Origin of the sequence: Nonomuraea sp. NPDC001636 (assembly GCF_040298265.1) — a bacterium.
GTDB lineage: Bacteria > Actinomycetota > Actinomycetes > Streptosporangiales > Streptosporangiaceae > Nonomuraea.
Genome location: NZ_JBEOZT010000026.1, coordinates 142,127 through 168,015 on the forward strand (window position 1 = coordinate 142,127; position 25,889 = coordinate 168,015).

Annotated in this window: 27 protein-coding genes; 15 read left to right on the plus strand and 12 right to left on the minus strand. The window is 71.0% G+C overall.

Features of this window, described 5'->3' with window-relative positions:
- The first annotated feature begins 19 nt into the window (after positions 1-19).
- A complete protein-coding gene (locus ABT158_RS38030; RefSeq protein ID WP_352362035.1) occupies positions 20-526 on the plus strand; it encodes a MarR family winged helix-turn-helix transcriptional regulator in 507 nt (168 codons plus the stop codon).
- 49 nt (positions 527-575) lie between these two features.
- Here ABT158_RS38030 and ABT158_RS38035 read toward each other — a convergent pair whose 3' ends face one another.
- On the minus strand, positions 576-1,436 hold the full coding sequence (locus ABT158_RS38035; RefSeq protein ID WP_352362037.1) for a haloalkane dehalogenase: 861 nt from the start codon (positions 1,434-1,436) through the stop codon (positions 576-578).
- Positions 1,437-1,528: 92 nt separating this feature from the next.
- Here ABT158_RS38035 and ABT158_RS38040 point away from each other — a divergent pair, with 92 nt between their 5' ends.
- The 3 genes from ABT158_RS38040 (at position 1,529) to ABT158_RS38050 (ending at position 3,617) form a co-directional block, all read left to right on the plus strand.
- The gene (locus ABT158_RS38040; protein WP_352362039.1) at positions 1,529-2,002 is read left to right on the plus strand and encodes a MarR family winged helix-turn-helix transcriptional regulator; all 474 of its coding nucleotides are present in this window, start codon (positions 1,529-1,531) and stop codon (positions 2,000-2,002) included.
- A 134-nt stretch (positions 2,003-2,136) separates the two neighbouring features.
- Entirely contained in the window at positions 2,137-3,327 is a 1,191-nt protein-coding gene (locus ABT158_RS38045) for a helix-turn-helix domain-containing protein (RefSeq protein ID WP_352362040.1), read from the plus strand.
- A 95-nt stretch (positions 3,328-3,422) separates the two neighbouring features.
- The gene (locus ABT158_RS38050) at positions 3,423-3,617 is read left to right on the plus strand and encodes a hypothetical protein (RefSeq protein ID WP_352362042.1); all 195 of its coding nucleotides are present in this window, start codon (positions 3,423-3,425) and stop codon (positions 3,615-3,617) included.
- A 40-nt stretch (positions 3,618-3,657) separates the two neighbouring features.
- Here ABT158_RS38050 and trpS read toward each other — a convergent pair whose 3' ends face one another.
- Both trpS and ABT158_RS38060 read right to left on the minus strand, forming a co-directional pair.
- Positions 3,658-4,662, minus strand: a complete 1,005-nt coding sequence (gene trpS / locus ABT158_RS38055; RefSeq protein WP_352362044.1) for a tryptophan--tRNA ligase — start codon at positions 4,660-4,662, stop codon at positions 3,658-3,660.
- A 14-nt stretch (positions 4,663-4,676) separates the two neighbouring features.
- On the minus strand, positions 4,677-5,990 hold the full coding sequence (locus ABT158_RS38060) for a hemolysin family protein (RefSeq protein ID WP_352362046.1): 1,314 nt from the start codon (positions 5,988-5,990) through the stop codon (positions 4,677-4,679).
- Between the two features lie 86 nt (positions 5,991-6,076).
- On the opposite strand from ABT158_RS38060, the gene galE reads away from it, so the two are divergent.
- Positions 6,077-7,027, plus strand: coding sequence for a UDP-glucose 4-epimerase GalE (galE, locus tag ABT158_RS38065; RefSeq protein ID WP_352362048.1), 951 nt, complete (start codon positions 6,077-6,079; stop codon positions 7,025-7,027).
- 219 nt (positions 7,028-7,246) lie between these two features.
- Positions 7,247-8,479, plus strand: a complete 1,233-nt coding sequence (locus tag ABT158_RS38070) for an MFS transporter (protein WP_352362050.1) — start codon at positions 7,247-7,249, stop codon at positions 8,477-8,479.
- A gap of 33 nt (positions 8,480-8,512) precedes the next feature.
- Here the strand turns inward: ABT158_RS38070 and ABT158_RS38075 are convergent, their stop codons facing one another.
- From ABT158_RS38075 to ABT158_RS38085, 3 genes are all read right to left on the minus strand, one after another.
- Complete coding sequence (locus tag ABT158_RS38075) at positions 8,513-9,487, minus strand: malate dehydrogenase (RefSeq protein ID WP_352362052.1); 975 nt, start codon at positions 9,485-9,487, stop codon at positions 8,513-8,515.
- Positions 9,488-9,542: 55 nt separating this feature from the next.
- The gene (locus tag ABT158_RS38080; RefSeq protein WP_352362054.1) at positions 9,543-11,603 is read right to left on the minus strand and encodes a serine/threonine-protein kinase; all 2,061 of its coding nucleotides are present in this window, start codon (positions 11,601-11,603) and stop codon (positions 9,543-9,545) included.
- Positions 11,604-11,978: 375 nt separating this feature from the next.
- The gene (locus ABT158_RS38085; RefSeq protein ID WP_352362056.1) at positions 11,979-12,200 is read right to left on the minus strand and encodes a hypothetical protein; all 222 of its coding nucleotides are present in this window, start codon (positions 12,198-12,200) and stop codon (positions 11,979-11,981) included.
- Between the two features lie 38 nt (positions 12,201-12,238).
- On the opposite strand from ABT158_RS38085, the gene ABT158_RS38090 reads away from it, so the two are divergent.
- Both ABT158_RS38090 and ABT158_RS38095 read left to right on the plus strand, forming a co-directional pair.
- On the plus strand, positions 12,239-12,775 hold the full coding sequence (locus ABT158_RS38090; protein ID WP_352362058.1) for a TolB-like translocation protein: 537 nt from the start codon (positions 12,239-12,241) through the stop codon (positions 12,773-12,775).
- Positions 12,772-13,863, plus strand: coding sequence for a WD40 repeat domain-containing protein (locus ABT158_RS38095; protein WP_352362060.1), 1,092 nt, complete (start codon positions 12,772-12,774; stop codon positions 13,861-13,863). Before ABT158_RS38090 ends, ABT158_RS38095 begins: the two co-directional genes overlap by 4 nt.
- On the opposite strand, the gene ABT158_RS38100 is transcribed toward ABT158_RS38095, so the two are convergent.
- Complete coding sequence (locus ABT158_RS38100; protein ID WP_352362062.1) at positions 13,857-14,885, minus strand: polysaccharide deacetylase family protein; 1,029 nt, start codon at positions 14,883-14,885, stop codon at positions 13,857-13,859. The two genes, ABT158_RS38095 and ABT158_RS38100, sit on opposite strands and share 7 nt — an antisense overlap.
- A gap of 297 nt (positions 14,886-15,182) precedes the next feature.
- On the opposite strand from ABT158_RS38100, the gene ABT158_RS38105 reads away from it, so the two are divergent.
- Positions 15,183-15,698, plus strand: coding sequence for a pyridoxamine 5'-phosphate oxidase family protein (locus tag ABT158_RS38105; protein WP_352362064.1), 516 nt, complete (start codon positions 15,183-15,185; stop codon positions 15,696-15,698).
- A 64-nt stretch (positions 15,699-15,762) separates the two neighbouring features.
- Here the strand turns inward: ABT158_RS38105 and lysA are convergent, their stop codons facing one another.
- Positions 15,763-16,998 carry a diaminopimelate decarboxylase gene (gene lysA, locus ABT158_RS38110; protein WP_352362066.1) on the minus strand — a complete coding sequence of 412 codons (1,236 nt, stop codon included), beginning with the start codon at positions 16,996-16,998 and terminating at the stop codon, positions 15,763-15,765.
- 122 nt (positions 16,999-17,120) lie between these two features.
- Here lysA and ABT158_RS38115 point away from each other — a divergent pair, with 122 nt between their 5' ends.
- Genes ABT158_RS38115 through ABT158_RS38135 form a run of 5 tightly spaced genes read left to right on the plus strand, consistent with a single transcriptional unit; the run spans position 17,121 to position 21,935 of the window.
- Complete coding sequence (locus ABT158_RS38115) at positions 17,121-17,990, plus strand: ABC transporter substrate-binding protein (RefSeq protein WP_352362068.1); 870 nt, start codon at positions 17,121-17,123, stop codon at positions 17,988-17,990.
- Positions 17,987-18,817: an amino acid ABC transporter permease gene (locus tag ABT158_RS38120; protein ID WP_352362071.1), complete on the plus strand. Its 831-nt coding sequence runs from the start codon at positions 17,987-17,989 to the stop codon at positions 18,815-18,817. Before ABT158_RS38115 ends, ABT158_RS38120 begins: the two co-directional genes overlap by 4 nt.
- Before the next feature lies 1 nt (position 18,818).
- Positions 18,819-19,571: an amino acid ABC transporter ATP-binding protein gene (locus ABT158_RS38125; RefSeq protein WP_352362107.1), complete on the plus strand. Its 753-nt coding sequence runs from the start codon at positions 18,819-18,821 to the stop codon at positions 19,569-19,571.
- A 31-nt stretch (positions 19,572-19,602) separates the two neighbouring features.
- The gene (locus tag ABT158_RS38130; protein WP_352362072.1) at positions 19,603-21,186 is read left to right on the plus strand and encodes an N-acyl-D-amino-acid deacylase family protein; all 1,584 of its coding nucleotides are present in this window, start codon (positions 19,603-19,605) and stop codon (positions 21,184-21,186) included.
- On the plus strand, positions 21,183-21,935 hold the full coding sequence (locus ABT158_RS38135; protein ID WP_352362073.1) for a serine hydrolase: 753 nt from the start codon (positions 21,183-21,185) through the stop codon (positions 21,933-21,935). Before ABT158_RS38130 ends, ABT158_RS38135 begins: the two co-directional genes overlap by 4 nt.
- On the opposite strand, the gene ABT158_RS38140 is transcribed toward ABT158_RS38135, so the two are convergent.
- On the minus strand, positions 21,904-22,827 hold the full coding sequence (locus ABT158_RS38140) for a LysR family transcriptional regulator (protein WP_352362074.1): 924 nt from the start codon (positions 22,825-22,827) through the stop codon (positions 21,904-21,906). The two genes, ABT158_RS38135 and ABT158_RS38140, sit on opposite strands and share 32 nt — an antisense overlap.
- Before the next feature lie 52 nt (positions 22,828-22,879).
- On the opposite strand from ABT158_RS38140, the gene ABT158_RS38145 reads away from it, so the two are divergent.
- The gene (locus ABT158_RS38145; RefSeq protein ID WP_352362076.1) at positions 22,880-23,002 is read left to right on the plus strand and encodes a hypothetical protein; all 123 of its coding nucleotides are present in this window, start codon (positions 22,880-22,882) and stop codon (positions 23,000-23,002) included.
- Positions 23,003-23,085: 83 nt separating this feature from the next.
- Here the strand turns inward: ABT158_RS38145 and ABT158_RS38150 are convergent, their stop codons facing one another.
- Genes ABT158_RS38150 through ABT158_RS38160 form a run of 3 tightly spaced genes read right to left on the minus strand, consistent with a single transcriptional unit; the run spans position 23,086 to position 25,774 of the window.
- A complete protein-coding gene (locus tag ABT158_RS38150) occupies positions 23,086-24,303 on the minus strand; it encodes an NADP-dependent isocitrate dehydrogenase (protein ID WP_352362078.1) in 1,218 nt (405 codons plus the stop codon).
- A 53-nt stretch (positions 24,304-24,356) separates the two neighbouring features.
- Complete coding sequence (locus ABT158_RS38155; protein WP_352362080.1) at positions 24,357-24,656, minus strand: DUF3017 domain-containing protein; 300 nt, start codon at positions 24,654-24,656, stop codon at positions 24,357-24,359.
- Positions 24,653-25,774 carry a citrate/2-methylcitrate synthase gene (locus ABT158_RS38160; protein ID WP_352362082.1) on the minus strand — a complete coding sequence of 374 codons (1,122 nt, stop codon included), beginning with the start codon at positions 25,772-25,774 and terminating at the stop codon, positions 24,653-24,655. The genes ABT158_RS38155 and ABT158_RS38160 overlap by 4 nt, the downstream gene beginning before the upstream one ends.
- Positions 25,775-25,889: the final 115 nt, after the last annotated feature.

The following is a 25,889-nucleotide window of genomic DNA, read 5'->3' on the forward strand; positions in this document are numbered from 1 at the left end:
GATGGGTATCCTCGATGGCGTGAAACCGGATGAGATCGACGCGATGGTGCCGCGCTGGGTGGAGTCCGGGCTGTCGTCGTCGCTGATCGCCGGTCTGGAGCTGAGCAAGCGCCTGTCCCGGCTGCACCTGGTCTTCGAGCAGGCGATCAAGGCGGAGCTGGCCGAGCTGGGGCTGACCTACGCCGAGTTCGACGTGCTGGCCGCGCTCGCCCGCACACCGGCGCCGCACCGGATGAAGCCGAGCGAGCTGTCCAAGGCGCTGCTGCTCACCTCGGGAGGCACCAGCAACGTGCTCCAGCGCCTGACGGCGGCGGGCTACGTCGAGCGGGAGGCCAACGCGGGCGACGCGCGCAGCCGGTGGGTGCAGCTCACGGCCGAGGGGCGCCGGGTGGCCCTGGCGGCCCTCGACGCCTCTTCGCGGGCGCACGAGGAGGTGCTGGCCGGGGTGCCGGAGCAGGACGTCAGAGCCGCCGCCGACGCCCTGCGCGAGGTGCTCGCCCTCGTCGGCCGCCGCCGCTTCCGCTAGCCCGCCGGCCCGCGCGCAGATGCGCCCGCCGGGCCGCCGGACGCGCCCGTCAGTTCGCACGCAGGGCGTGGCGGTCGGCCCATGAGCGGATCGCCGCCGCGATGGCCTCCGGCTGGTCCTCCGGGGCGTGGTGACCCGCCGGGCCCAGGTGCTCGATCTCCAGGGCCGAGATGGTGCGGGCGCACCAGTCGAGCACGTCGCCCTGGATCATCAGGGTCGGCGAGGAGTCGAAGGTGAGCAGCAGCTTGGGCACCTCGTCGCTGTTGGCCAGCCACTTGTCGTAGCGCTCGACGGCCTCGGCCACGTCGGCCGGGTCGCCGTCGAGCGGGATCGAGCGCGCCCACTGCAGCAGCGGCCGGCGGCTCTCCCTGGTCGCGTACGCCTCCAGGTACGGCCGCAGCTCCTCCTCGCCCAGCGGGTTCAGCACCCCGCCCGTGTACGCCGTCCGCACCAGGAAGTCGTCGTCGAGCACCAGGCGCTCCCCCGCCTCGCTCCTGATCAGCTCGCTGCGGGCGCGCGGCCCGTCGCCCAGCTCGCTCCAGCTCATCGGCCGCACGATGGTCTCGAAGAAGGCCACCCCGCGCACCCGGTCCGGATGCCGCGCCGCCCAGTCGAAGGCCAGCGCGCCGCCCCAGTCGTGGCCGACCAGCACGACCTCCTCCAGGCCGAGCTCGTCGAACCAGGCGTCGAGGTAGCGGGCGTGGTCGGTGAAGCGGTAGGCGAGGTCGGGCCGCCCCGAGCGGCCCATGCCGATCAGGTCGGGCGCGAGCAACCGGCCGGCCCCCACCCCGGGCAGCACGTTGCGCCACAGGTGGGAGGAGTTGGGGTTGCCGTGCAGGAAGACGATCGGCGCGCCCTCCCCCCGGTCCTCGTAGTACATGGTCGAGTCCAGCACCTCGGCAACAGGCATGACACGCCTCTTTCGTTTGTCACACTAACGTTTATGACACTAACGAACATACATCGTTAGTGCGACTAACGCAACGGGATAGGATCACCGGCATGAGCCACGACATGTCCGACGCGGCCGACCGGGCCGCCCCCGACCGCCTGCGCGGCCTGCCGAGCCGGCTGCTGGCCCACGTCGCGATGCAGGCCGACCGGCTGGTCAGCGACCGGCTCGCGGGCGCCGACGCGCGCAAGTGGCACTACGCGGTGCTCGTCGCGCTGCGCGAGTCCGGCCCGGCCAGCCAGGCCGAGCTGAGCCGGCTCACCGGCATCTACCGCAGCGACATGGTCGCGCTGCTCAACGAGCTGGCCGAGCGCGGCCTCGTCGAGCGCGCGCCCGACCCCGCCGACCGCCGGCGCAACGTCATCTCCATGACCGAGCGCGGCCGCGACCGGCTCACCCGGCTGGACGGACTGGTGGACGACGTGCAGGACGAGCTGCTGGCGCCCCTGACCGGCCCCGAGCGCGACCAGCTCGTCGGGCTGCTCGGACGGCTGCGCGACCACCACGCCCGATCACCCCAATAGTGGGCAAACCCTGGTGAAAGCCGAGGCGTGGGAGCTTGCCGACATACCTCCTGACCAGGGGGAACGCATGGCAGGGCCGCTCCGCTGACCCTAGCCTGTGCTGTGTTGGGACCAAGCCAGGAGGCGTCACGCCCATGACCGAAATCAGCACCGGGCAGATGGTGCGACTCCAGCGCGAACGAAGGGGCATGAGCACGACCGCGCTGGCGACCCAGTCCGGCTGCACCACCCGGCACATCGAACTGATCGAACACGGAAAACGCACCCCCTCGCTGCCCCTTCTCCGCGAGATCGCCAAGGTGCTCGGCGTACGCACCGCCGTGCTCCTGGGCGAGACCCCCCGCGACTCCCACGAGCCCAGCAGGCCGCAGATCCGCGACATCGAGCGCGCCCTGTTCGCCTGCCGCGCCGGCGAGCCCGACCTCGAACCGCCCGACGCCGAGCAGCTGACCGAACGCGTGGCGGCGGCGCGCAACGCCTGGTTCACCTCGGCCCGCCGGTACTCGATCCTGATGGCCGCGCTGCCCTCGCTGGTCGCCGACGCCGAGAGCCTGGCGGCCGAGCGCACCCCCGCGGCCTACCGGACGGCGACGGACGCGTACATGCTGGCCAGGGGGGTGCTCAAGCACCTGCAACGGGTGGATCTCGCGCACCTGGCCGCCGACCGGGCCATGCGTTACGCCGAGGAGTCGGCCGACCCGCTGATGCTCGCCTGGGCCCACTGGAACCTCGGCCAGTCGATGCTCTCCGACGACATGCACCAGATCGCCCACGACGTGGCCCGGCGCGGCATCGAGATCCTCGAACCCCACGTGGCCGACGGCGACGTACGGCACATCAAGGCGCTCGGCGCGCTGCACCTGCTGGCCGCCGTCAGCGCGGCCAGGGGCGGCGACGACGAGCAGGCCAGGGAGACCGTGCGCGGCACCGCCGCCCGGCTCGCCGACCGCGCCGACGACCACTCCGACGCCTACGACCTGGCCTTCTTCGGCCCCACCAACGTCGCCATCCACATGGCCGGCATCGAGCACGACGCCGGCCGCCCCGAGGCCGTGCTGCGGCTGGCCGACGACATCGACATCCGCAGGACCCCGTCCATCGAGCGGCGCACCACGCATCTGTGCCACGTCGCCCGCGCCTGCGAAGACCTGGGCGACGACGCCGCGAGCCTGGTCTACCTGCTGCGGATCGAGCGCGAGAGCCCCGAGGAGCTCGACCACAAGCTGCTGCTGCGGGAGATGGTGCGCTCGCTGGCGCGCCGCGCGCGGCCATCGTGGGCGCCGGAGGTGCGTTTCCTCGCCGAACGCCACAACATCGACGTGTGAGGCCGCCCCCCGAACTCTGAGTTCGCTCCGGCCGAACGGGGAGATCTGTCGCCGCGGTTCGTCACCGAGCGGGTCCGGAGTGGCACTGTGCGTCCATGACCACAACGCCGAGTGCTGACGTCGTCATGGAACGCCTGCTGGAAGAGGCCATGCGCGAGTTCCCCGGCTGGGCGTTCAGCCGGGGACGGTCGGGATGGACCGCCGTGTCGGGCGGTGTGCGGCTGACCGGCCGGAGCCTGGCCGCGCTCCGCGCCCGCCTGCGCGTACGCCCACTCGACCGGCGCCTGTGACGAGCAGAAGAAGGGCGGCAGGCCCGCCGCCCTTCCCGCGTCACACCTTGGGCAGGAAGCCCACCCGGTCGCGGACCTCGGCCATCGTCCGCCGCGCCACGGCGGCGGCGCGCTCGGCGCCGACGGCCAGCAGGCGGTCGAGCTCGACCTCGTCGGCCAGCAGCTTCTCCGTGCGCTCGCGGATCGGCGTGAACGTCTCCACGACCGCCTCGGCGACGTCCTTCTTGAACGTGCCGTAGCCCTGGCCCTCGTAGCGGGCGACCAGGTCGGGGATGGGCGTGCCGGTCAGCGCCGACTGGATGCGCAGCAGGTTGGAGATGCCCGGCTTGTTCTCCTCGTCGAACAGCACCTCCGAGCCCGTGTCGGTCACCGCGCGCATGACCTTCTTGCGCAGCGGCCCCGGCTGCTCCAGCACGTCGAGGATGCCCGCCGGGCTGGAGGACGACTTCGACATCTTCGCCGTCGGGTCCTGGAGGTCGGTGATCTTCTCGACCTCCTTGAGGATGTACGGGTCGGGCAGCGTGAACGTGTCGCCGAAGCGGTGGTTGAAGCGCTGGCCCAGGTCGCGGGTGAGCTCCAGGTGCTGCTTCTGGTCGGCCCCCACCGGGACGGCGTTGGCCTGGTAGAGCAGGATGTCGGCGGCCTGCAGGATCGGGTAGGTGAACAGCCCGACGCTGGCCGCGCTCTCGCCGAACTTGGCCGACTTGTCCTTGAACTGCGTCATCCGGGCAGCCTCGCCCATGCCGGTGAGGCAGATCAGGATCCAGGCGAGCTCGGTGTGCTCGCGCACGTGCGACTGCACGAAGACGGTCGAGCGCTCGGCGTCGAGGCCGGCGGCGAAGAGCTGCGCGGCGGCCACCCGGCTGCGCCTGCGCAGGGCGGCGGGCTCAGTCGGCACGGTGATCGCGTGCAGATCGACCACGCAGTAGAAGGCGTCGTGGGTCTCCTGCATGGTGACCCACTGACGGACCGCACCCAGGTAGTTGCCCAGGTGGAAGGAGTCCGCGGTGGGCTGGATGCCGGAGAGAACACGAGGTCTGGCCATAGCTGGCAATTGTGTCAGGAATCCTGGTCGGGCGGCGACTCGGCGGCGGCCCGGCGTTTCACCCGCACCCGCGCGATCCGGCGCCCGTCCAGCTCGGTGACGGTCAGCTCGAAGCCCTGGATCTCCACCTGCTCGCCGGCGGCGGGCACGTGCCCCAGCATGGCCATCACGAACCCGCCCAGCGTCTCGTAGGGGCCGTCGGGCAGCCGTACGCCGGTCTCGGTGGCGAAGTCGTTGAGGTTGGTCAGGCCGTCGATCTCGATCTCGCCGGCGGGCAGGACGACGACGTCCTCCTCGACGTCGTACTCGTCCCTGATGTCGCCGATCAGCTCCTCGACCAGGTCCTCCATGGTGACGATGCCGGCGGTGCCGCCGTACTCGTCGACCACGATGGCCAGGTGCTGCCCCTCGTCGCGCATCTCGTTCAGGGTGCTCAGCAGGCGCTTGGAGGCGGGCACGAACTTGGCGGGCCGGATCGGCACGACCGCGCTGATGGGCTCCGTACGCCCGATCAGCTGGGGGTCGAGCAGGTCGCGCACGTGCACGAAACCGATGACCTCGTCGTATGAGTCGCGGTACACGGGGAAGCGGGAGTGCGGGAGCGCGGCGGCCAGGTTCGCGGCCTCGGCCAGCGGCGTCTCGGCGTCCATGAACTCGACCTCGGTGCGGGGCAGCATGACCTCGCGGAGCTGGCGCTTGCCGGCGGCGAACACCTCGGCGATGAGCTTGCGCTCGTCGGCGGTGAGCTCGGCGTGCCCGACGACCATGTCGCGCAGTTCCTCGGTGGTGACCTCCTCGCGGTCGGCCTCCGGGTTGCCGCCGAGCAGCCGGACGACCAGGTCGGTCGACTTCGACAACATCCAGATGATCGGACGCGACAGGGCGGCGATCCGGTCGAGGAAGGGCGCGACGAACAACGACAGCCCTTCGGTGCGCTGCAGGGCCAGCCGCTTGGGGGCCAGCTCGCCGAGCACCAGGGAGACGTACGAGATGGCCAGCGTCACCAGCACGAGCCCGAGCACGGGCGCGACCGCGTGCGGCACCCCCCAGCGTTCGAGCACCGGGACGAGCTCCATCCCGAGCCGGTCGGCGCCGAAGGCGGCCGAGAGCATCGTGGCGACGGTCACCCCGATCTGCACCGCCGACAGGAAGCGGTTGGGGTCGCGGGCCAGCTTGGCCACGCGCTCGCCCCGCCGGCCGCGCTCGGCGAGCTTGCGGACCTGGCTCTCGCGCAGGGAGACCATCGCGATCTCCGCGCCCGCGAAGAACCCGCCGACCAGGATGAAGAGCAGGACCAGGGCGATGTTCGCCGCGAGGGTGTCAAACATGGTGGTTGGCAGCGTACTCGGCGGGTTTCCCGCGTATGCTGAACGGCAAGCCGTACAAAATCAAACATATGTAAACAGGAGTACACATGAGGCTGTTGGTCACCGGAGGCGCCGGGTACGTCGGCAGCGTCGTCGCCGCGCAGCTCGTCGAGGCGGGGCACGAGGTGACCGTGCTCGACGACCTGTCCACGGGCCACGAGGACGCGGTGCCCGAGGGCGCCCGGTTCGTGCGTGAGTCGATCACGAACGCCCACGACGCGCTCGACGGCATGGACGCCGTGCTGCACTTCGCGGCCAAGTCCCTGGTGGGCGAGTCGGTGGAGAAGCCGGGCCTTTACTGGGCGAGCAACCTCGGCGGCACGCTGGCCCTGCTCGACGCGATGCGCGACAAGGGCGTGCGCCGAATCGTCTTCTCCTCCACGGCGGCCACGTACGGCGAGCCCGAGCGCTCCCCCATCGAGGAGGACGACCCGACGCGCCCGACCAACCCCTACGGCGCCTCGAAGCTGGCCGTGGACACCGCCCTGAGCGCCTACGCGGGCGTCCGCGGGCTCGGCGCGGTGAGCCTGCGCTACTTCAACGTGGCCGGCGCCCACGGCCGCTTCCGCGAGCGCCACACGATCGAGACCCACCTCATCCCGAACGTGCTCAAGGTGGCCACCGGCGAGCGCGACTCGGTGAGCGTCTTCGGCACCGACTACCCCACCGCCGACGGCACCTGCGTGCGCGACTACGTCCACGTGGGCGACCTGGCGCGGGCGCACCTGCTGGCGCTGGAGGCGGTCGCGGAGGGCGAGCACAAGATCTACAACCTGGGCAGCGGCACCGGGTTCAGCGTGCAGGAGGTGATCTCGGTCTGCCGCGAGGTCACCGGCCACGAGATCCCGGTCGTCGTCGGCGACCGGCGGCCCGGCGACCCGGCCGTCCTGGTGGCCTCGTCCGCGCGGATCCAGCGCGACCTGGGCTGGAAGGCGGAGCGGGCGGCGCTGCGCGACATCGTCTCCGACGCGTGGACGGCACTTTCCTGGAACGCCTGATGTGAGCGGCGTTTATATGCTGTGATACCGAAATGTGAGGAGCTTTTCACCAAGGGTCACGAAGCTGCTCTTTGGTGCCCTCATCCTGCTGGGCAGCCTCGCCGCGGCGGCCGGGGTGATCTACGCGACCTCCCAGCCCGCGCCGGCCGCCCAGCCCGTCCCCACCTGTCCGGGGGCGGACGAAACGGACGATTCCCGGCACCAGTAGCCTGTTCCGCCGTGTCACTCCTCCCCGAGAGCGGGCCCGTGCGCGCGCTCACGTACGCCACACTCCTGCGCTCCCTCGGCCGCGGCCTGTTCGTCACGGTGAGCGTGCTGTTCTTCAAACTGTCGGTCGGCCTGTCGGACGGCGAGATCGGGCTGGGGATGACGATCGCCGCGGCCGTCGGGCTCGCCGCCGGATTGCCCGCCGGGCGGCTGTCCGACGTGGTCGGCCCGCGCGGGGTGGCGATGGCCTTCGCCGCCGCGGGCGGCCTGCTGGTGCCGGTGTACGCGCTGGTGTCGGGGTTCGCCGGGTTCGTCGTGGTGGTCACCCTGGTGACGTTCGCCGAGGCCGGTGAGGGCACCGCGCGGGCGGCGCTGGTCGGGGGCGCGGTGCCGGCGGCCGACCGGGTGCGGGTGCGCGCGTACCTGCGGGCCGTGACCAACGTCGGCTGGTCGGTCGGCGGGCTCGGGGCGGGCGCGGCGCTGCACTTCGACAGCCGTCCCATGTACCTGGGGATGATCTTCGGGTGCGCGCTCTGCTACCTCGGCAGCGCGGCGCTGACGTTCCGCGTGCCGCCCGTCGCGCCGGTCCGGCGCAAGGCGGGCGAACCGGTCTGGATCGTGCTGCGCGACCGGCCGTACGCGGTGCTGGCGCTGCTCAACGCGGTGCTGTTCATGCAGAACGGGCTGCTCACCATCGCGATCCCGCTCTGGGTGGCCGGCCGGACCTCGGCGCCCACGTGGACGGTGGCGGCCGTCGCCATGATCAACACCGTCACCGTCACCGTTCTTCAGATGCGGCTCAGCCGCGGCACCGACGACGCGGCCGGCGCGGCCCGCGCCCAGCGCCGCTCGGGCGTGTTCCTGCTGCTGGCCTGCGTGCTGCTGGCCCTGGCCGCCGGACAGCCGGCCTGGGTGGCGGTGGTCGCCCTGTTCGGCGGCGCGCTGCTGCACGTCTTCGGGGAGCTGCTGCAGGCCGCCGGCTCGTGGGGGTTGTCGTACGAGCTGGCCCCGCCGCACGCCATCGGCCAGTACCAGGGCCTGTACGGCATGGGCCAGCAGGTGTCCAACATCGTCGTGCCCGCCGTCATGACCACGGTCATCGTCGGCTGGGGGCTGCCGGGCTGGCTGCTGTTCGGCGGGGTCTTCCTGGCCGCCGGGCTCGCCGTGCCGCCGGTGACCCGCTGGGCCGAGCGCACCCGCGGGGCCGCGCTCCCCCGCACGACGGCGGACGCGCGCCCCCGCTGAGCCGGGACGCGCGTCCGAGGTGTCGCGCCGGGCTCAGATGAGGCCGAGCTCGCGGACGGCGTCGCGCTCCTCGGTCAGCTCGCGCACGCTGGCGTCGATGCGCTCGCGGGAGAAGGAGTCGATCTCCAGGCCCTGGATGATCTCGTACCGGCCGTCGACCGAACGCACCGGGAAGGACGAGATGAGCCCCTCGGGCACGCCGTACGAGCCGTCGGAGACGACGGCGGCCGAGGTCCACTCGGTGCCGTTGACCCAGTCGTGGACGTGGTCGATCGCGGCGTTGGCGGCCGAGGCGGCCGAGGAGGCGCCACGGGCCTCGATGATGGCGGCGCCGCGCTTGGCGACCGTCGGGATGAACGTCTCGCGCAGCCACTCGCCCTCGACCTGCTCGGCCGCGATCTTGCCGCCGACCTCGGCGTGGAACAGGTCGGGGTACTGGGTGGCGGAGTGGTTGCCCCAGATGGTCATCTTCTTGATCTCGGTGACCGGGACCTGGAGCTTGGCGGCGAGCTGGGACAGCGCGCGGTTGTGGTCGAGGCGGGTCATCGCGGTGAAACGCTCGGCCGGGACGTCGGGCGCGTGCTGCTGGGCGATGAGCGCGTTGGTGTTGGCCGGGTTGCCCACGACCAGGACGCGGATGTCGTCGGCGGCGTGCTCGTTGATCGCCTTGCCCTGGGGGCCGAAGATGCCGCCGTTGGCGCCGAGCAGGTCGCCGCGCTCCATGCCGGCCTTGCGCGGCATGGCGCCGACCAGCAGGGCGACGTTGGCGCCGGCGAAGGCCACGTTGGCGTCGTCGGTGATCTCGATGCCGGACAGCAGCGGGAACGCGCAGTCGTCGAGCTCCATGGCGGTGCCCTCGGCCGCCTTCACCGCCTGCGGGATCTCCAGCAGGCTCAGCTTGACCGGGACGTCAGCGCCGAGCAGCTGTCCCGACGCGATGCGGAACAGCAGTGCGTAGCCGATCTGACCGGCGGCCCCGGTGACGGTTACCTTGACGGGCGTGGCCATGGCCTTCCCCTAACTCACTGGATGAATTCGTTGGACTTTCGGATGTTACCGCTCGTCATCCGCAGGGCTCCATCGCGGGCACCTTCAGCTCGGGCTGGAAGTCGACCTTGTCGAAGTGGCTGTTCAGGAGCTTCTTGATGGTGCCCGTGCGGTAGAGGTCGGCGATGACGCCCTTGACCGCGGTGCAGGTCTTGGCGTCGCCGTCGCGGATGCCGACCGCGTACCGCTCGTTGTCCAGCTTGGCACCGATGATCTTGAAGCGCATGTTCTCCCGGCTGGCGAACCCGGCCAGGATCAGGTCCTCGCCGGGCACCGCGTCGACCTTGCCGTTCCTGAGCAGGTCCATGCAGGCCGCGTAGTCGCCGGCGGTCACGGGCTCGACCTTCACCCGGTCCTGCACCTCGCCGACCGTCGGGGTGTCGAGCGCGCAGATCTTCTTGCCCTTGAGGTCGTCCAGCGAGTCGATGCCGGTGCCGGCGCGGACCAGCACGTCGCGGTGGGCCACGTAGTACGGCCCGGCGAACCTGGTCTCGCTCTTGTCCACCGAGTACGTGGCGACGACCAGGTCGACCCTGCCCTCGGCCAGCGCGGCCGCCCGGTCGTTCCGGCCGACCCGGGTGAACACCGTCTCCTCGGCCCCGAGCGCGGCGGCCACGAGCTTGGCCACCTCGACGTCGAACCCGCTGAAGTCGTCGCCGTTCTGCAGGCCGACGCCCGGCAGGTCGCCCTTGACGCCGACGATGATCTTTCCGGTCTGGGCCACCTTGTCCACCACCGAGGCGAACGTGGGGGGCCGCGGGTTCTTCTTCCCCGTCGGCGCGGGGGTCACGACCTCGCCCTTGAACGCCAGCGGCGACCAGCCGTTCGCCATCGCCGCGACGGCCACGACCGCCAGCATGACGAGCGCGGCGGCGAGCGCGAGCCACACCTTGAGCCGCCGCCGGCCGCCGGACGGCACGGGCTCGTCAAGGGGCCGCGCCGCCGGGCCCTGACCTTGGCCCTGACCCTGGCCTTGGCCGGACTGCACGGTCTCCACACGCCCGGAGACACCGGTCCCGGTGCCGGTCGTGTGCGGAGTGCCGGGGCCGGTCCCGGTCGGGTGTGCGGAGCCGGTGCCGGTCGTGGTCGGGCGGGCGGGGGCGGGGCCCGGGGCCGTGCCGGACGAGTGGCCGGTGGGGTGGCCGGTGGCCTGCGTGGCGGGCCGGTCGGTGATGGACGTGGCCGACACCCGCATGAACGGCGTCGTGTCGTCGCCGGCCACCTGCACGCCCCTGGTGAGCACCGCCGTCGAGGCCCCGGCCGCCGTGCCGGTCTGCCCGAGCAGGCGCAGCAGGAGCTGGTCGGCCGAGGGACGCTCGTCGGGCGACTTGGCCAGCGCCGAACGCACCACGCCCCGCAGCGGCTCGTGCATCATCTCCACGTCGACCTCGTGGTTCAGGATGCGGTTGAGCACCACGGCGATCGACTTGCCCTCGAAGGCCGCCTTCCCGGTGGCGGCGAAGGCCATGGTCGCGCCCCAGGCGAACACGTCCGTGAAGGGCCCGATGTCGTCGCCGGCGATCTGCTCGGGCGCCATGTAGGCGGGCGTGCCGATCGCGCGGCTGGTGATCGTGCCGGTCGAGTCGATGATGCGGGCGATGCCGAAGTCGACCACGCGCGGCCCGTCGGCGGCGATGAGCACGTTGTCGGGCTTGAAGTCCCGGTGGACGATCGAGGCATGGTGGATGGCGGTGAGCGCGGTGGCCGTGCCGATGGCCAGCCGGTCGAGCACCGTGCCGCTGAGCGGGCCGTCGGTCTCGACGATGTCGCGCAGCGCCCGCCCGTCGATGTACTCGCTGGCGATGTACGGCGTGTCGCCGTCGAGGTCGGCCTCCATCACCCGCGCGGTGCAGAAGGAGGCCACCCGCTGGGCCGCCTTCAGCTCCCTGGCGAAGCGCGACCTGGCGATCGTGTCACCGCTGAACTTCACGTGCAGCAGCTTGATCGCGGCCCGTTCGCCCTGCTCGTTGACGCCCAGGTAGACGATCCCCTGGCCGCCCTCGCCGATCCGTCCGGACAGCCGGAACGATCCCAGCAGCGCTGGATCGCCGGCCACCAGCGGCGCGATCTGCGGCATTCGTCTTTCCCCACGTTCACTGAACCCCAACCACGCAAACTTTACGACGCTCAGCAACTTCCCAGGGATCCGTTAACCGTTCGTGACTCACCGGTTTTTGCACAAAGCCCGTACACAGCGTCCATTCGGACCCTGTAACAGCGGTCTTGACTGGTTGGTCGCAGATCACGGATCGGGTCTTCGACGACCTCCTCGCGCGCCGCGGACATCAGGCTGCAATCAGGAAATCCTCCTTCCAACCTGGCGTCCTAACTCTGCCGATCGCTACGGTTGATCAACAGGAGAGAGCGCATTCCCGGTCGCGTCCGAGGAGACCACGTGGACGGAGTGGCGTCCCGCGCCGGCGACGATCGCGCGCCGCGCGGCACGAGCGGGTCACCGGCAGTCCAGGTCCACCGCGTGGTACAGGTCGCCTCCGGTCTCCGGCCGCACGGCGACGCTCCCCCACCAGCGATCGACCTCCAGCACCACATGGGGACCCGTGGAGGCGGCGGCCGCGCAGTCCGTGACGACCAGGCCGAGGCTCAGCGACACGCCCTGCCCGGCGGGGATCGTCAGGGGCAGGGCGCGCCCGTCCTCCCCCCGCGCCGACGTCATCGTCAGCCCCGCGCCCGCTGACCGGGCCCGGCGAAGGCGTGCCTGACGCGGCCTTCGGTCAGGACGACCGGCACGTCATCCTGACCTGGCCGAACGGGGTGGACCTGGTGGACGCCGTCACCGGGGCCCGGAGGCGGCTGCCCGGCGTCGGCCGCGTGATCGGCGTCGTGCCCGGCAAGGTGGTGGCCACCACCGGCCGGCGGGCCCTGGAGGGCGCCCCCGACACCGAGCTGGTCACGCTCGACGCGCGGGGGGCCGTACGCACCAGGACGCCCTTCGACCCGGCGCTGCAGGCGCTGCTCACCCCCGACGGCGAGCGCCTGGTCCTCGTCTCGGACAACGAGGTGCTGACCATGGATCCGCGCACCGGCGGCCGGGTGCGGGCGCGCGCGACGCTGGGCGGACCGGGCGCCGAGGCCGAGCTGGTGCGGTGGACGGAGGACGGCCGCCTGCTGGTCATGCTCGGCTGGGACGATCCCGTCCTGTACCTCGTGGACCTGGAGACGGGGAAGAGCCGCCAGGTGAAGAACGTCCCCTCCCGCCTGGGCGAGGTCGTCGTCGGCAGGCTGGCGTGACGCGCCGCCGGAGGCTTCCCTGGCGGGCGGGGGCCGCCGCCCTGACCGTGGTTCTGGCCGCCGCGTGGGTCGCCGCGCCCCTGCCGGCGGAGCCCGGCGTGCGGTTCGTCCGCTCCCAGCCGGTCACGACGAGCAAGACGGCCGAGAAGCCGGCGAAGCCCGCGAAGCGCACGAAGTACGCCAGCCCGATCCGCTACGCGTACGCGCCGAGCTGCGACGACCCCGGCGCGTGCGCGCACATGATCCTCGTCGGGGACGGCGCGGAGCGCGGGCGCCTGCCGTACAGCTTCGACGAGACGATGTTCGCCCTCAGCCGGGACGGCCGGCGTGCCGCCTTCCTGAGGGACAGCGACAACACCTACGTCGTGGCCGACCTGCGGACGGGAGTCGTCGAACGGCTCCCCGTCAGGCAGCCGCGCGGGACCGTCACGGCGTTGTTCGGAGCTCAGCCGCCGCTGTTCTCCCTGGACGGCCGCCACGTGCTCGTCCAGCCCGACCGGCTGACCAAGGACACCGACGTGGTGCTGGAGACGCCCGTGATCGTGGACGTCGCGCGCGGCACGGCCATCCGCCTCCCGGACCGCGGGCAGGTCGCCGGATGGACGTCGGAAGGTCTCGTCATGAAGAGCGGCGAGCCCTCCCGCCGCTCCCCGGGCCACCTCAGGTCGGTGCGGTTCGCCGTCTACTCGCCCAAGGGCGACCTGCTGCGCAGATACACCATGCCGGGCAACGTGGAGTGGACCATCGAGCCGTCCCCCTCCGGCCGCCTGATCGCGTCACGGCACCGGGAACTCACCCCCGGCGGCGTGCTCCAGCAGGGCGTCGCCCTGTTCGACACGGAGACGGGTGAGCACGTGCGCACGGTCACGCCGCGACTGGCCACCGGCTGGTGGCTCGCCTCCCTGCTGCGCTGGGAGGACGAGGACACCCTCACGGTCAGGGCTGACGGCCCGCTGGGCGAGACCTCCTACCTGGTGCTGGACCTGCGCACCGCGGCCATCCGCCCGATCGACGTCACCGGCGAGGTGGCCGACCTCATGCTGCGGCCCGCCGAGCTGAGCGTGGTGCTCGGGCGCGTCCGTCAGTAGGGCAGGCTCCAGGTGGTGAAGGACTTGCGCAGGTACGGGTTCTTGAACTTCGGGTACGCGACCGTGCTGACGTCACCGTCCGAGGTGTAGCGCATGTCCGGGTTGTTCTTGAGCCAGTCGAGCCAGGCCGCCGAGCAGAACTGCGCGCAGTCGCCCTTCTTCTCCATGACCCGGATGCGCGGGATGCCGCCCGGGTCGAACGCCTTGCTGAACGGCGACGGCGCGGGCGTGTACCCGGCCAAGAAGGCGCCGGCGTGGTTGTAGAGCTTGCCGTGCAGCGCCCATTCCTTCTTGCGCGGCTGGTTGCCGTACGGCAGGGCGATGGAGTTGGGCTTGACCTTGGTCAGGTCGTCGATCTGCTTGGCGATGCCGCCGATCTGGTCCTCCACCTCCTTCTCCGAGCGTCCGTGCAGGTTGACGTGGTCACGGGTGTGGTTGCCGATGTCGAAGCCGTTGTCCTTGAGCCAGCCCAGCGTCTGGGCCTGCTCCTCACGCACGGTCTTGCCGAACATGTCGCGGGTGACGTAGAAGGTGGCGGCCGGCCGGAAACCCGGGTGCTTGGCGGCCACCTCGCGCAGGATCGCCACGGCGGTGTCCGGCTGCGGGACGCCCATCTCGTTCAGCGTGAGCTGCGAGGGCGAGGAGTCGTCGAACGTCAGGACCACGGGATGCTTGCCCGCCGGGACGTTGATCTTCCCGGTCACCATCTCCGACGCGCTGATCGGGACGTAGTCCTCCTTGACCAGCCGTTCGAGGTCCGAGCGGAACTGCTGCGGCGTCCTGTCGTCGGTGGTGGCCGGGTTCTTGATGATCCGGTGGAACATCAGCACCGGGATCTGGCCCAGCTCGTTCGCCTTCACCTTGCGCGCCAGCGCGATCTTGGCCGCCTTGCTCTGCTTCAGCCTGGCCGCGGCCTCGGCCTTGCTGTCAGTGATCTTGGCAGTGTCGGGCGGCGAGTCGCACCCGGTCAGGACGACGGCGGCCGCAAGGAGCCCCGCTCCTGTCAAAATACCCAGTCGCATCCGAACCCCCCGAGACGCGTACGACTGTTACAGGTTGGGCCTTACCCAGATGATCAACTGCGCCACGCCGCGACCTCGTCAAAGAAGGGTCAGGGATTGCGAAAAGCGTCATCCCGTGCCGAGGCCGAGCCGGCCGGCGCCCCGGGCCGTCAGCTGCGATCTCCAGGACGGGAACGCGTCACAGATTCGTCCTGAGTTCCGGAAAACACGACACAGGGTGTCGGGTTTCCGGTCGAGCATTGTTCCACCGGCCGGCGCCGACCGCGGGCCGGTACGTACGTACAGACAAGGACCTCAATGCGCGAAACCCCGCAGGAGCTCGCAGAGCTCCAGGCGCTCCTCGACGCCTCGCTCTCCCGCTCCACCTCGCACCTGCGCTCGATCGTCACCGAGCGCACCCTGAACGCCGAGCAGCTCACCGGGATCCTGACCGGCATGCGCGTCCTCGCCGTGTCCACCGTGACGGCGAAGGGCGAGCCGCGGATCAGCGGCGCCGACGGCCACTTCCTGCACGGCAAGTGGCACTTCGGCACGGCCCGCGACGCCGCCAAGGCGCGCCACCTCGCCGCCCGCCCGGCGGCCAGCATCGCCCACATGCGCGGGGAGGACCTGGGCGTGTTCACCCACGGCAGGGTGGAGATCCTCAACCCGCAGGACGGCGAGCCGGCCGCCGACTGGCCGGCCCTCCTGGACTACTTCAAGGACTTCTACGGCGCGGACGCCTTCGACTGGGAGAACGACGTGGTCTACTACCGGCTGCACCCGAGCTGGATGACCGTCTACGCCCCCGACCTGGCCAAGCTCACGCCCTGACCGTCCACGCCCCCGCCCTGGGCCGAGCTCACGCCCTGACCGCCGGCGCGGCTTCGCGGCCGCGTCACAGGTAGAGCCGCAGCAGGTCCTCCTCGCTCTCGCGGCGGACGATGACCCGCGCCTCCCCGTCGCGCACCGCGACCACCGGCGGCCTGGGCACGTGGTTGTAGTTGCTGGCCATCGAGCGCTGGTAGGCGCCCGACACCGGGACGGCGAGCAGGTCGCCGGGCCGCACGTCGCCGGGCAGCGCGATGTCCCTGACCAGCACGTCCCCGCTCTCGCAGTGCTTGCCGACCACGGTGAACGCGCTCGTGGGGGCGTCGGAGGAGCGGTTGGCCAGGGTGGCGGTGTAGGCGGCGCCGTACATGCCGGGGCGGGGGTTGTCGCTCATGCCGCCGTTCACGCTCACGTACCGGCCCTTGATCGTGCCGATCTCGTACAGGGCGACCGTGGACGGCCCGGCGATCGACCTGCCGGGCTCGACGGCCAGGTGCAGGCCCGCGGTCTCCTTCCTGAGCACGGCGAGCAGCTCGGCGGGCGTGGGCGGGGTGGGGTCGTCCGGCGTGTAGCCGATGCCGAGGCCGCCGCCCAGGTCGAGCCTGGTGACGCCGGTCTCGGCGGCGAAGGCGCCCATCCTGGCGGCGGCGGTGCCGAAGCCGTCCAGCTCGAAGATCTGCGAGCCGATGTGGGAGTGCAGGCCGTACAGCTCCAGCGCGGGCTCGGCGGTCACCTGCGCCACCGCGAGCGCGGCGGCGCCGGCGCTCAGCGAGAAGCCGAACTTGGAGTCCTCGCCGCCGGTGGCGATGAAGGCGTGGGTGTGCGGGTCCACGCCCGGCGTCACCCTGATCATCACCCGCTGCCGGACGCCCAGGGAGGCGGCGATCTCGGCGAGCCTGGCGATCTCGGCGAAGGAGTCGACGACCACGCAGCCGATGCCCCAGGCCACGGCCCGGCGCAGTTCGTCGGCCGACTTGTTGTTGCCGTGGAAGACGACCCGCTCCGGCGGCATCCCGCCGGCCATGGCCACGGCCAGCTCGCCGCCCGTGCAGACGTCGAGGGACAGGCCCAGCCGGTCCAGCCAGCGCACCACCTCGGGGCAGAGGAACGCCTTGCCGCCGTAGTGCACGTCGCCGTCGGGCAGCGCGTCCAGCCAGGCGCGGGCGCGGGCGGTGAAGTCGGCCTCGTCCAGCACGTACGCGGGCGTGCCGTGCTCCCGGGCCAGTTCGACCGCGCCGATCCCGCCGAGCCGCAGCTCCCCGTCGTGCCATGTGGCGGTCTGGGGCCAGATGTCCAAACTCATGAAGGGCGAGCGTAAACAACTGCGAGGGCACGCGGGGTCGAGCATCGACGGATTCGTTGCTGAGGGTCGCATGCCTTCACGAGGCTTGGTGCCGCCTGACGGCCTGGCCACGATGACATGCCATGCGAACACACCTGGTCATCGCCCTGGTGGCGGCCTGCGCGCTCGGCGCGGGATGCGGGAGGTCCACCTCGGGTACGGCGGCCGCCCCCACGCCGCCCTCCTCGGCCGGCAAGAGCGCCAAGGACCTCGTCCCGGAATCCGTACGGAAGTCCGGCGAGCTCCGCATGGCGACCTCGGAAGGCTATCCCCCGATGGAGATGTACAAGCCGGGCACCCAGGAGATGACCGGCGTCGACGCCGACCTGGCCGTGGCGGTCGGCGAGCGGCTCGGGCTGAAGACCCGGATCATCAACGCCTCCTTCGACGGTCTCATCCCCGGCCTGCAGGGCGGCCGGTGGGACATCGCCATGGCCGCGCTCAGCGACCTCGAACAGCGCCGCAAGGCCGTCGACTTCGTCGACTACTTCAACGCCGGCGGCTCGATCATGGTCAAGAAGGGCAACCCCGAGGGCATCAAGACCCTTGAGGACCTGTGCGGCAAGAAGGTCGTCCTGGCCAAGGGCAGCTCCAACCTGGAGATCGGCAAGCGCCAGAACGAGAAGTGCGCCCAGAAGATGGAGATCATGCAGAGCGAGGACGCCCCCACCGGCCTGCTCACCATCGACTCCGGCCGTACCGTCGCCACGATCGTCGACTCCCCCGTGGCCGCCATGTACGCCAAGGAGACCGGCAAGTACGAGGTCCTGGCCGAGCAGTACGACGCCGGCCCCTGGGGCATCGCGATCGACAAGAAGCAGACCGGCCTGCGCGACGCCGTCGCCAAGGCGCTCCAGGAGCTGATCGACAGCGGCGAGTACGGCAAGATCCTGGAGAAGTACGGCACGACGGCCAACGCCGTGTCCAAGGTCACGATCAACACCGGCGCATGATGGAACTCCCGATCGAGGCGGTGAAGCCGCCCAGGCCCGGGCGGCTCGTCGCGGCGGTGGTCGCGGCGCTGGTGATGGCGTGGCTGGCCTACACCGTCATCGTCAACCCCAACCTCCACTGGGACGTCATCGCCGAGTTCCTGCTGGACGGCCGGGTGCTCGGCGGCCTGTGGATCACGATCGCGCTCACCGCGCTGTCCATGGTCATCGGCGTCGCCCTCGGCGTGGCCGCCGCCGTCATGCAGCTGTCGGACAGCCCGGTGCTGCGCGGCGCGGCCGGCCTCTACACCTGGTTCTTCCGGGGCACGCCGCTGCTGGTGCAGCTCATCTTCTGGTTCAACATCGGCCTGGTCTTCCCCGAGATCGGGCTCGGCGTGCCGTTCGGCGGGCCGATGTTCCTCCAGTGGCCGGCCAACGAGCTGATCACGCCGTTCACGGCGGCGCTGCTCGGGCTGACCATCAACGAGGGCGCGTACATGGCCGAGATCGTCCGCGCGGGCATCCGTTCGGTGGATCCCGGGCAGCGGGAGGCCGCCGAGTCGCTGGGCATGACGCACCGGCAGATCCTGCGCAGGGTCGTGCTGCCGCAGGCGATGCGGGTGATCATCCCGCCGACCGGCAACCAGTTCATCTCCATGCTGAAGACCACCTCGATGGTCTCGGTCATCTCCGGCGCGGAGCTGCTGACCGTCTCCCAGCGCATCTACCTGGACAACTTCGAGGTGATCGCGCTGCTGGTGGTCGCCTCCACCTGGTACCTGCTGCTCACCACCGTGGCCACCTTCGGCCAGCGCTCCCTGGAGAGGAGGTTCAGCCGTGGCCACTAGCATGGTGAAGATCGAATCGGTCCGGAAGCGCTTCGGCCAGCTGGAGGTGCTGAAGGGCGTCAGCCTCGACGTGCCGACCGGCGCGGTGGTCTGCGTCGTGGGCCCGTCCGGGTCCGGCAAGTCGACGCTGTTGCGCTGCGTCAACCGGCTGGAGACGATCGACGCGGGCCGGGTGTGGGTCGACGGCGAGCTCATGGGCTTCAGCGAGCAGGGCGGCAAGCTGCACCTGCTGCGGCCCGGCGAGCTGTGCCGCCAGCGCCAGGAGATCGGCATGGTCTTCCAGCGCTTCCACCTGTTCCCGCACATGACCGCGCTGGAGAACGTCATGGAGGGCCCGTGCACGGTCAAGCGCCTGCCGAAGGCGAAGGCGGCCGAGCGCGCGATGACGCTGCTCGACCGGGTGGGGCTGGCCGACCGGGCCGGCCACTACCCCAGGCAGCTGTCGGGCGGCCAGCAGCAGCGGGTCGCGATCGCGCGCAGCCTGGCCATGGACCCCAAGCTCATGCTGTTCGACGAGCCGACCAGCGCGCTCGACCCCGAGCTGGTGCAGGAGGTATTGCAGGTCATGCGCGACCTGGCGGCCAGCGGGATGACGATGATCGTGGTGACCCACGAGATGGGCTTCGCCAGGGAGGCGGGCGACCACCTGGTGTTCATCGACGACGGCGTGATCGTGGAGGAGGGGCCGCCGCGCGAGGTGCTGTCCGCGCCGCGTCACGAGCGCACCCGCGCCTTCCTCGGGCAGGTGCTGTGAACGGCTCGCTTCTCAGGGAGGGTTCGGCCACGTGAGCCTCGACATGCTGATCAGCGGTGGCCTCGTGGCCGACGGGACGGGCGCGCCGCTGCGCCGGGCCGACGTCGGCGTCCGCGGTGACCGCCTCGTCCTGCTGCCCGGGGGCGGCCCGTCCGACGGCGGTGGAGGGCGGGTGATCGACGCCGCCGGGCTGGTGGTCGCGCCCGGGTTCATCGACGTGCACACCCACTCCGACGCGGTCACCCTGCTCGGGGAGGCGGGCCGGGAGCTGGCCGCCGCGCCCGTGCTCATGGGCGTCACGGTGGAGATCTGCGGCAACTGCGGGTCGAGCCTGTTCCCTGCGCTGCCCGAGCGGGTGCCGGCGCTGCGCCGGTCGAGCAGGGCCGGTTTCGGCGGCGACATCCCGATTTTTGAGGACTACGACGGGTTCGTCGCGGCGCACGAGCGGGCCCCCCGGTCGAACCACCTGACCTCCCTCGTCGGCCACGGCACGCTGCGGGCCGGCGTGCTCGGCTACGAGGACCGCCCGGCCACCCCCGCCGAGCTCGCCACCATGTGCGCGCTGCTCGACGAGGCGCTGGCGGCCGGCGCCGCCGGGCTGTCCACCGGCCTCATCTACACCCCCGGCACGTACGGCGACACCGCCGAGGTGGTCGCGCTGGCCCGCGTCGCGGCCCGGCACGGCAAGCCGTACGTCACCCACCTGCGGGACGAGATGTCGCGCGTGGAGGAGGCGCTGGCGGAGGCCGTCGAGATCGCCCGCAGGAGCGGGGCCGCGCTGCACGTCAGCCACCACAAGACGGCCGGGAAGCACGCCTGGGGCAAGACCCTGCGCACGCTCCCCCGCATCGCCGCGCTGCGCGCCCAGGGCATGGACCTGACCTGCGACGTCTACCCCTACACCGAGGGCAGCACGTCGCTGTCGGCGATGTTCCCCCCGTGGGCCAACGACGGCGGCACCGAGGCGCTGCTCGACCGGCTGCGCGACCCCGGCCAGCGCGACCGGATGCGCGCGGCCATCGAGGACGGCGTGCCGGGCTGGGAGAACACCGTCGGCAACGGCGGCTGGGACCGCATTTCGGTCGCCTGCGCCACCCGTCATCCCGAGGCCGAGGGCCGCACGATCGCCGAGCTGGGCGGCGACCCGGTGGACGCGGCGGCCGAGCTGCTGCTCGCCGAGGACGGCGAGGTGACCATCATCAGCCACTCCATGCGCGAGGACGACGTCCAGCGGGTCCTGGCGAGCGAGTTCGCCATGATCGGCTCGGACGGCGTGCCCAAGCCGGGCCATCCGCACCCGCGCTTGGCCGGCACCTTCCCCAGGGTGCTCGGCCGCTACTCCCGCGACCAGGGGCTGTTCCCGGTGGAGACCGCCGTCCACAAGATGACCGGTATGGCGGCCGACCGGTTCGGGCTGACGGGCCGGGGCGTCGTGCGCGACGGAGCGCACGCCGACCTGGTGCTCTTCGACCCCGCCACGGTGGCCGACGGCGCGACCTACGCCGACCCGCTGCTGCCCCCCGTCGGCATCAGGGCCGTCGTGGTGGCCGGACGGCTCGCCGTGCAGGACAACAGGCTCACCGAGGACAGACCAGGAAGGATCATCGGGCGGTGAACGACATCACGCTCGCCGTCGCGACGCGGAATCTGGTGACGGGCGAGTTCCACGGCGTCAACGAGGACGCCGAGCTGCCGCTGGCCAGCGTCGGCAAGCTGCTGCTGCTGGCCGAGGTGGCGATGAGCGTCGAGGGCGGCATCCTGGCTCCCGACACGCCCGTGACGCTGCACGACGACGACTACTGCGGCGGCTCAGGGCTGCTCACGTCGCTGTCCGCGCGCGTCTGGACGATCGGCGACCTCGCCCTGCTGACCGCCGCCGTCAGCGACAACACCGCCACGAACGCGCTGCTGCGCACGATCGGCCTGGACCGGGTCAACGCCGCCGCCGCGGCCCTCGGGCTGTCGCGGACCAGGCTGCTCGACCGCATCAGGGAACCGCGCACCCCGCAGGACCCGCCGACGTTCGCGATCGGCACCGCGGCCGAGCTGTCCGGCCTGGCCGCTCAGCTTGCCGGTCCGGGCGGCTGGCAGGCGCTCATGCGCGGCTGGATGCGCCAGAACACCGACCACGGGCTCGTTCCCGCCCTGGTCAGGCACGATCCCGAGGGCGACTGGCTGGCCAACAAGACCGGCACCGACGAGGGCGTCCGGTCCGACGTCGGCATCATGGACGGCCGCATCGCCTACGCCGTCCTGGCCCACGGCCCCGCGGGCAGCGAGCACGACCTGACCTCCGCCGTACGGCGGGCCGGCCTGGACGTCGCCGCCCGCCTCAGCGCAGCGACGGCTCCAGCGAGTTCCTGAGCTGGGCCGAGGCCGTACGCAAGTAGGCCAGGAACGACCGGGCGGCCGGGTTGGGATTGGTCGGCCGCCTGGCCACGCCGATCCTGCGGAACAGGTTCGGCGTGGTCAGCCGGCAGGTGTGCAGCCCGGTCGCGCCCTGCAGGCCGAGGCTCGGCACCAGCGCCACGCCGAGCCCGGCCCGTACCAGGCCGATCGTCACCTCGTAGTGGTCGCTGCGGCAGCGGATCCGCGGCGAGAAGCCCTCCAGCATGCTGGCCCGTTCCAGGATCGACACCGGGTGCTCGGCGCCGAACGTGGTGATCCACGGCTCCTCGGCCAGGTCCGCCAGCCGCACCTTGGGCCGCTGGGCGGCGGCGTGGCCGGTCGGCAGGACCAGCAGCTGCGGCTCGTCGAACAGGTGGACGACCTCCACCCCTTCCGGGCACTGCCACGGGTCCAGCGCGTGCTCGAAGACCACCAGCACGTCGAGCGCGCCGCGCTCCAGATCGGGCAGCAGCTCGTACGGCTGGCCCTCCACCAGGTCGAGCGCCACCTTGGGATACCGGGAGGCGAACCGCGACAACGCCAGCGGCAGCAGCCGGTACCCGGCGGAGGCGAAGAAGCCGATGCGCAGCTCGCCGGCGTCCACCCTGGCCTGGGCGAGCAGGTCCTTCTCGGCCGCCTCGATGATGTCGACGACCTCCTGGGCGCGGATGGCCAGGCGGCGTCCCGCCTCGGTCAGCCGCAGGCTCTGGGCGTTGCGCTCGACCAGCCCGACCCCCGCCTCCTGCTCCAGCCGGGACAGCTGGTGGGACACGGCGGACGGCGACAACTTCAGCACCCTGGCCGCACCGGCGATACTGCCCGTCCTGAACACCTCAAGCAGGACACGCAGCCGGTTACTACTCAACACGGGACCAAGAGTACGAGCTCCCCCACCTCGCCCCGCGCATAAGATGCTCCCGGTGCTCGACTCCACCCACCTGCCGCCGGTCGAGCTGCGTACCGGGCGCCTCCTGCTGCGGCCCTGGCGCCCCTCCGACCGCGAGCCCTTCGCGGAGCTCAACGCCGACCGCGTGAGCGGGTGAGCCGGCCTCGGCCCGCGGACGGCCCCGGGCATGCGAAACGGCCCCTACCGTGCGACGAAGCCGCAGGTAGAGGCCGTTTTCTCTCAAGCAGACATCTTCTTCTTGAGGTTCTCGTCCAGGGCGGCCAGGAAGTCCTGGGTGGTGAGCCACTTGGCGTCGCCGCCGACCAGCATGGCGAGGTCCTTGGTCATCTGACCGCCCTCGACGGTCTCGATGCAGACCTGCTCCAGCTTGTTGGCGAAGTCGGTCACGGCGGGGGTGTTGTCCAGCTTGCCGCGGTGGGCCAGGCCACGCGTCCACGCGAAGATCGAGGCGATCGGGTTCGTGGAGGTGGGGTTGCCCTTCTGGTGCTCGCGGTAGTGGCGGGTCACGGTGCCGTGGGCGGCCTCGGCCTCGACGGTCTGGCCGTCGGGGGTCATGAGGACGGAGGTCATCAGGCCGAGCGAGCCGAAGCCCTGGGCGACGGTGTCGGACTGCACGTCGCCGTCGTAGTTCTTGGCGGCCCAGACATAGCCGCCCTCCCACTTGAGCGCCGCGGCGACCATGTCGTCGATGAGGCGGTGCTCGTAGGTGAGCCCGGCCTTCTCGAAGTCGGCCTTGAACTCGGTCTCGAAGACCTCGGCGAAGATGTCCTTGAAGCGGCCGTCGTACGCCTTGAGGATGGTGTTCTTCGTCGACAGGTAGACCGGGTAGTTGCGGGCCAGGCCGTAGCGCATGGAGGCGCGGGCGAAGTCGCGGATCGACTCGTCGAGGTTGTACATCGCCATGGCGACGCCGCCGCCCGGGAAGTCGTACACGTCGAGCTCGATCGGCTCGGAGCCGTCCTTCGGCGTGTACGTGAGGGTCAGGGTGCCCTCGCCGGGGATGACCAGGTCGGTGGCGCGGTACTGGTCGCCGAAGGCGTGACGGCCGACGACGATCGGCTTGGTCCAGCCGGGCACGAGCCGCGGCACGTTCGACATGATGATCGGCTCACGGAAGATCACGCCGCCGAGGATGTTGCGGATGGTCCCGTTGGGGGACTTCCACATCTTCTTGAGCCCGAACTCCTCGACCCGCGCCTCGTCGGGGGTGATGGTGGCGCACTTCACACCGACGCCGTACTTCTTGATGGCGTTGGCGGCGTCGATGGTGACCTGGTCGTCCGTCGAGTCCCGGTACTCGATCCCCAGGTCGTAGTACTTCAGGTCGACGTCGAGGTAGGGAAGGATCAGCTGGTCCTTGATGAACTGCCAGATGATCCGGGTCATCTCGTCGCCGTCGAGCTCGACGACCGGACCCTCCACCTTGATCTTGGGCATGCGAATGGTTCCCCTTCAATGAATGGATGCGTTGAGGCTATCGGACCGTCCCGTCAACCGGCCAAAAGGGACAGGAGCCAGGCCTTGAACTCGTTGTTGTACAGCGCGAGCGAGGTCAGGGCCATGAGGAAGCCGAACGCGATCAGCGTGACGACGTCCGTCTTCTTGTCGCGGACGGCCAGTTGCCCGTCGAACCCGGCGAACCGGAGCGCTGCGGCGACCATCAGCACACCGCCCAGCGCGAACCCGCCCCAGCGCGGGTCCACCAACAGGATCACGAGCACGGCGGCGACCGCTCCCGCCACGATCAGCGGGAACGGTCCCCAGCGTTCACGTTCGTTCTCTCGGCTCAACGCTCTTCTATTGGCTTCCACTTCTGATCGCGCTCGCCAATGTATTCACTGTCGGGCCGGATCAGCCTGTTGTCGGCATGCTGCTCGATCACGTGCGCGGTCCAGCCGGACATGCGGCTGATCGAGAAGACGGGGGTGAACAGGTCCGTCGGAATGCCAAGGTAGTGGTAGACCGACGCCGCGTAGAAATCGACGTTCGGATAGAGGCCCTTCGTCTCGAAGACGACCTCCTCCATCTCCTTCGACATCCGGTAGTAGGTGTCGTCGCCGGCGGCCTCGGCCAGCTCGGCGGACATGCGGCGCAGGTGCGTCGCGCGCGGGTCCTCGGTCTTGTAGACGCGGTGGCCGAAGCCCATGATCTTCTCGCCCGCGGCGAGCTTGTCGCGCACGGCCTGGGCCACCCCGCCCGGCGGGATCGACTCCAGGGTCTTCATGACCTGCTCGTTCGCGCCGCCGTGCAGCGGGCCCTTGAGCGTGCCGATGGCCGCGACGATGGCCGAGTGCATGTCCGACAGGGTCGCGGCGCAGACGCGGGCGGCGAACGTCGAGGCGTTCATCGTGTGGTCGGCGTGCAGCACCAGGCACTCGTCGAAGATCTCGACCGCACGCCGCTCGGGGGCGCGTCCGGTGACCTGGAGCAGGAAGTTGCCGGCGATGCTGAGCTCGGGGTCGGCCTCGGGGGCCGCGCCGCCGGTGCGTGCGGCGTGGTAGCGGGCGACCAGCACGGGCTGCTGCGCGGTCAGGCGGGCCGCCTTGCGCAGGTTCGCGTCGGGGGCGGTGGAGTCCTTGTCGGGGTCGTCGGCGCCGGAGAGCGAGACGAGGGAGCGGAGCGCCTCCATGGGTTTCTGCTTCTCGGCGATCTCCGCCACGTTGGCGGCGACCAGCGCGCCGAGCTCCCTGCCCTGGGCCAGGTCGGCGCCGTACGCCTCCAGCTGGCCCCGGTCGGGCAGCCTGCCGCGCTGCAGCAGGTACGCGGTCTCCTCGAACGTCGCTCGGCCGGCCAGGTCGTGGATGTCGTATCCACGGTAGAAGAGGCGACCGGCCTTGCCGTCGATGTCACTCAGCGCTGTGGACGCGGCGACGACATCGGCCAGGCCTTTCGTGGGCTTGTCCGCCATGAGTGTTTCCTCCGCTTATCTTCCTCCGAAGTCTACCCGTGAGCAGGTAAAACCGTTCGCAGAGGTCCAGACCAATTTCACGGGGGATTCTCCTTTCGGCAAAGGAGATTCCGCA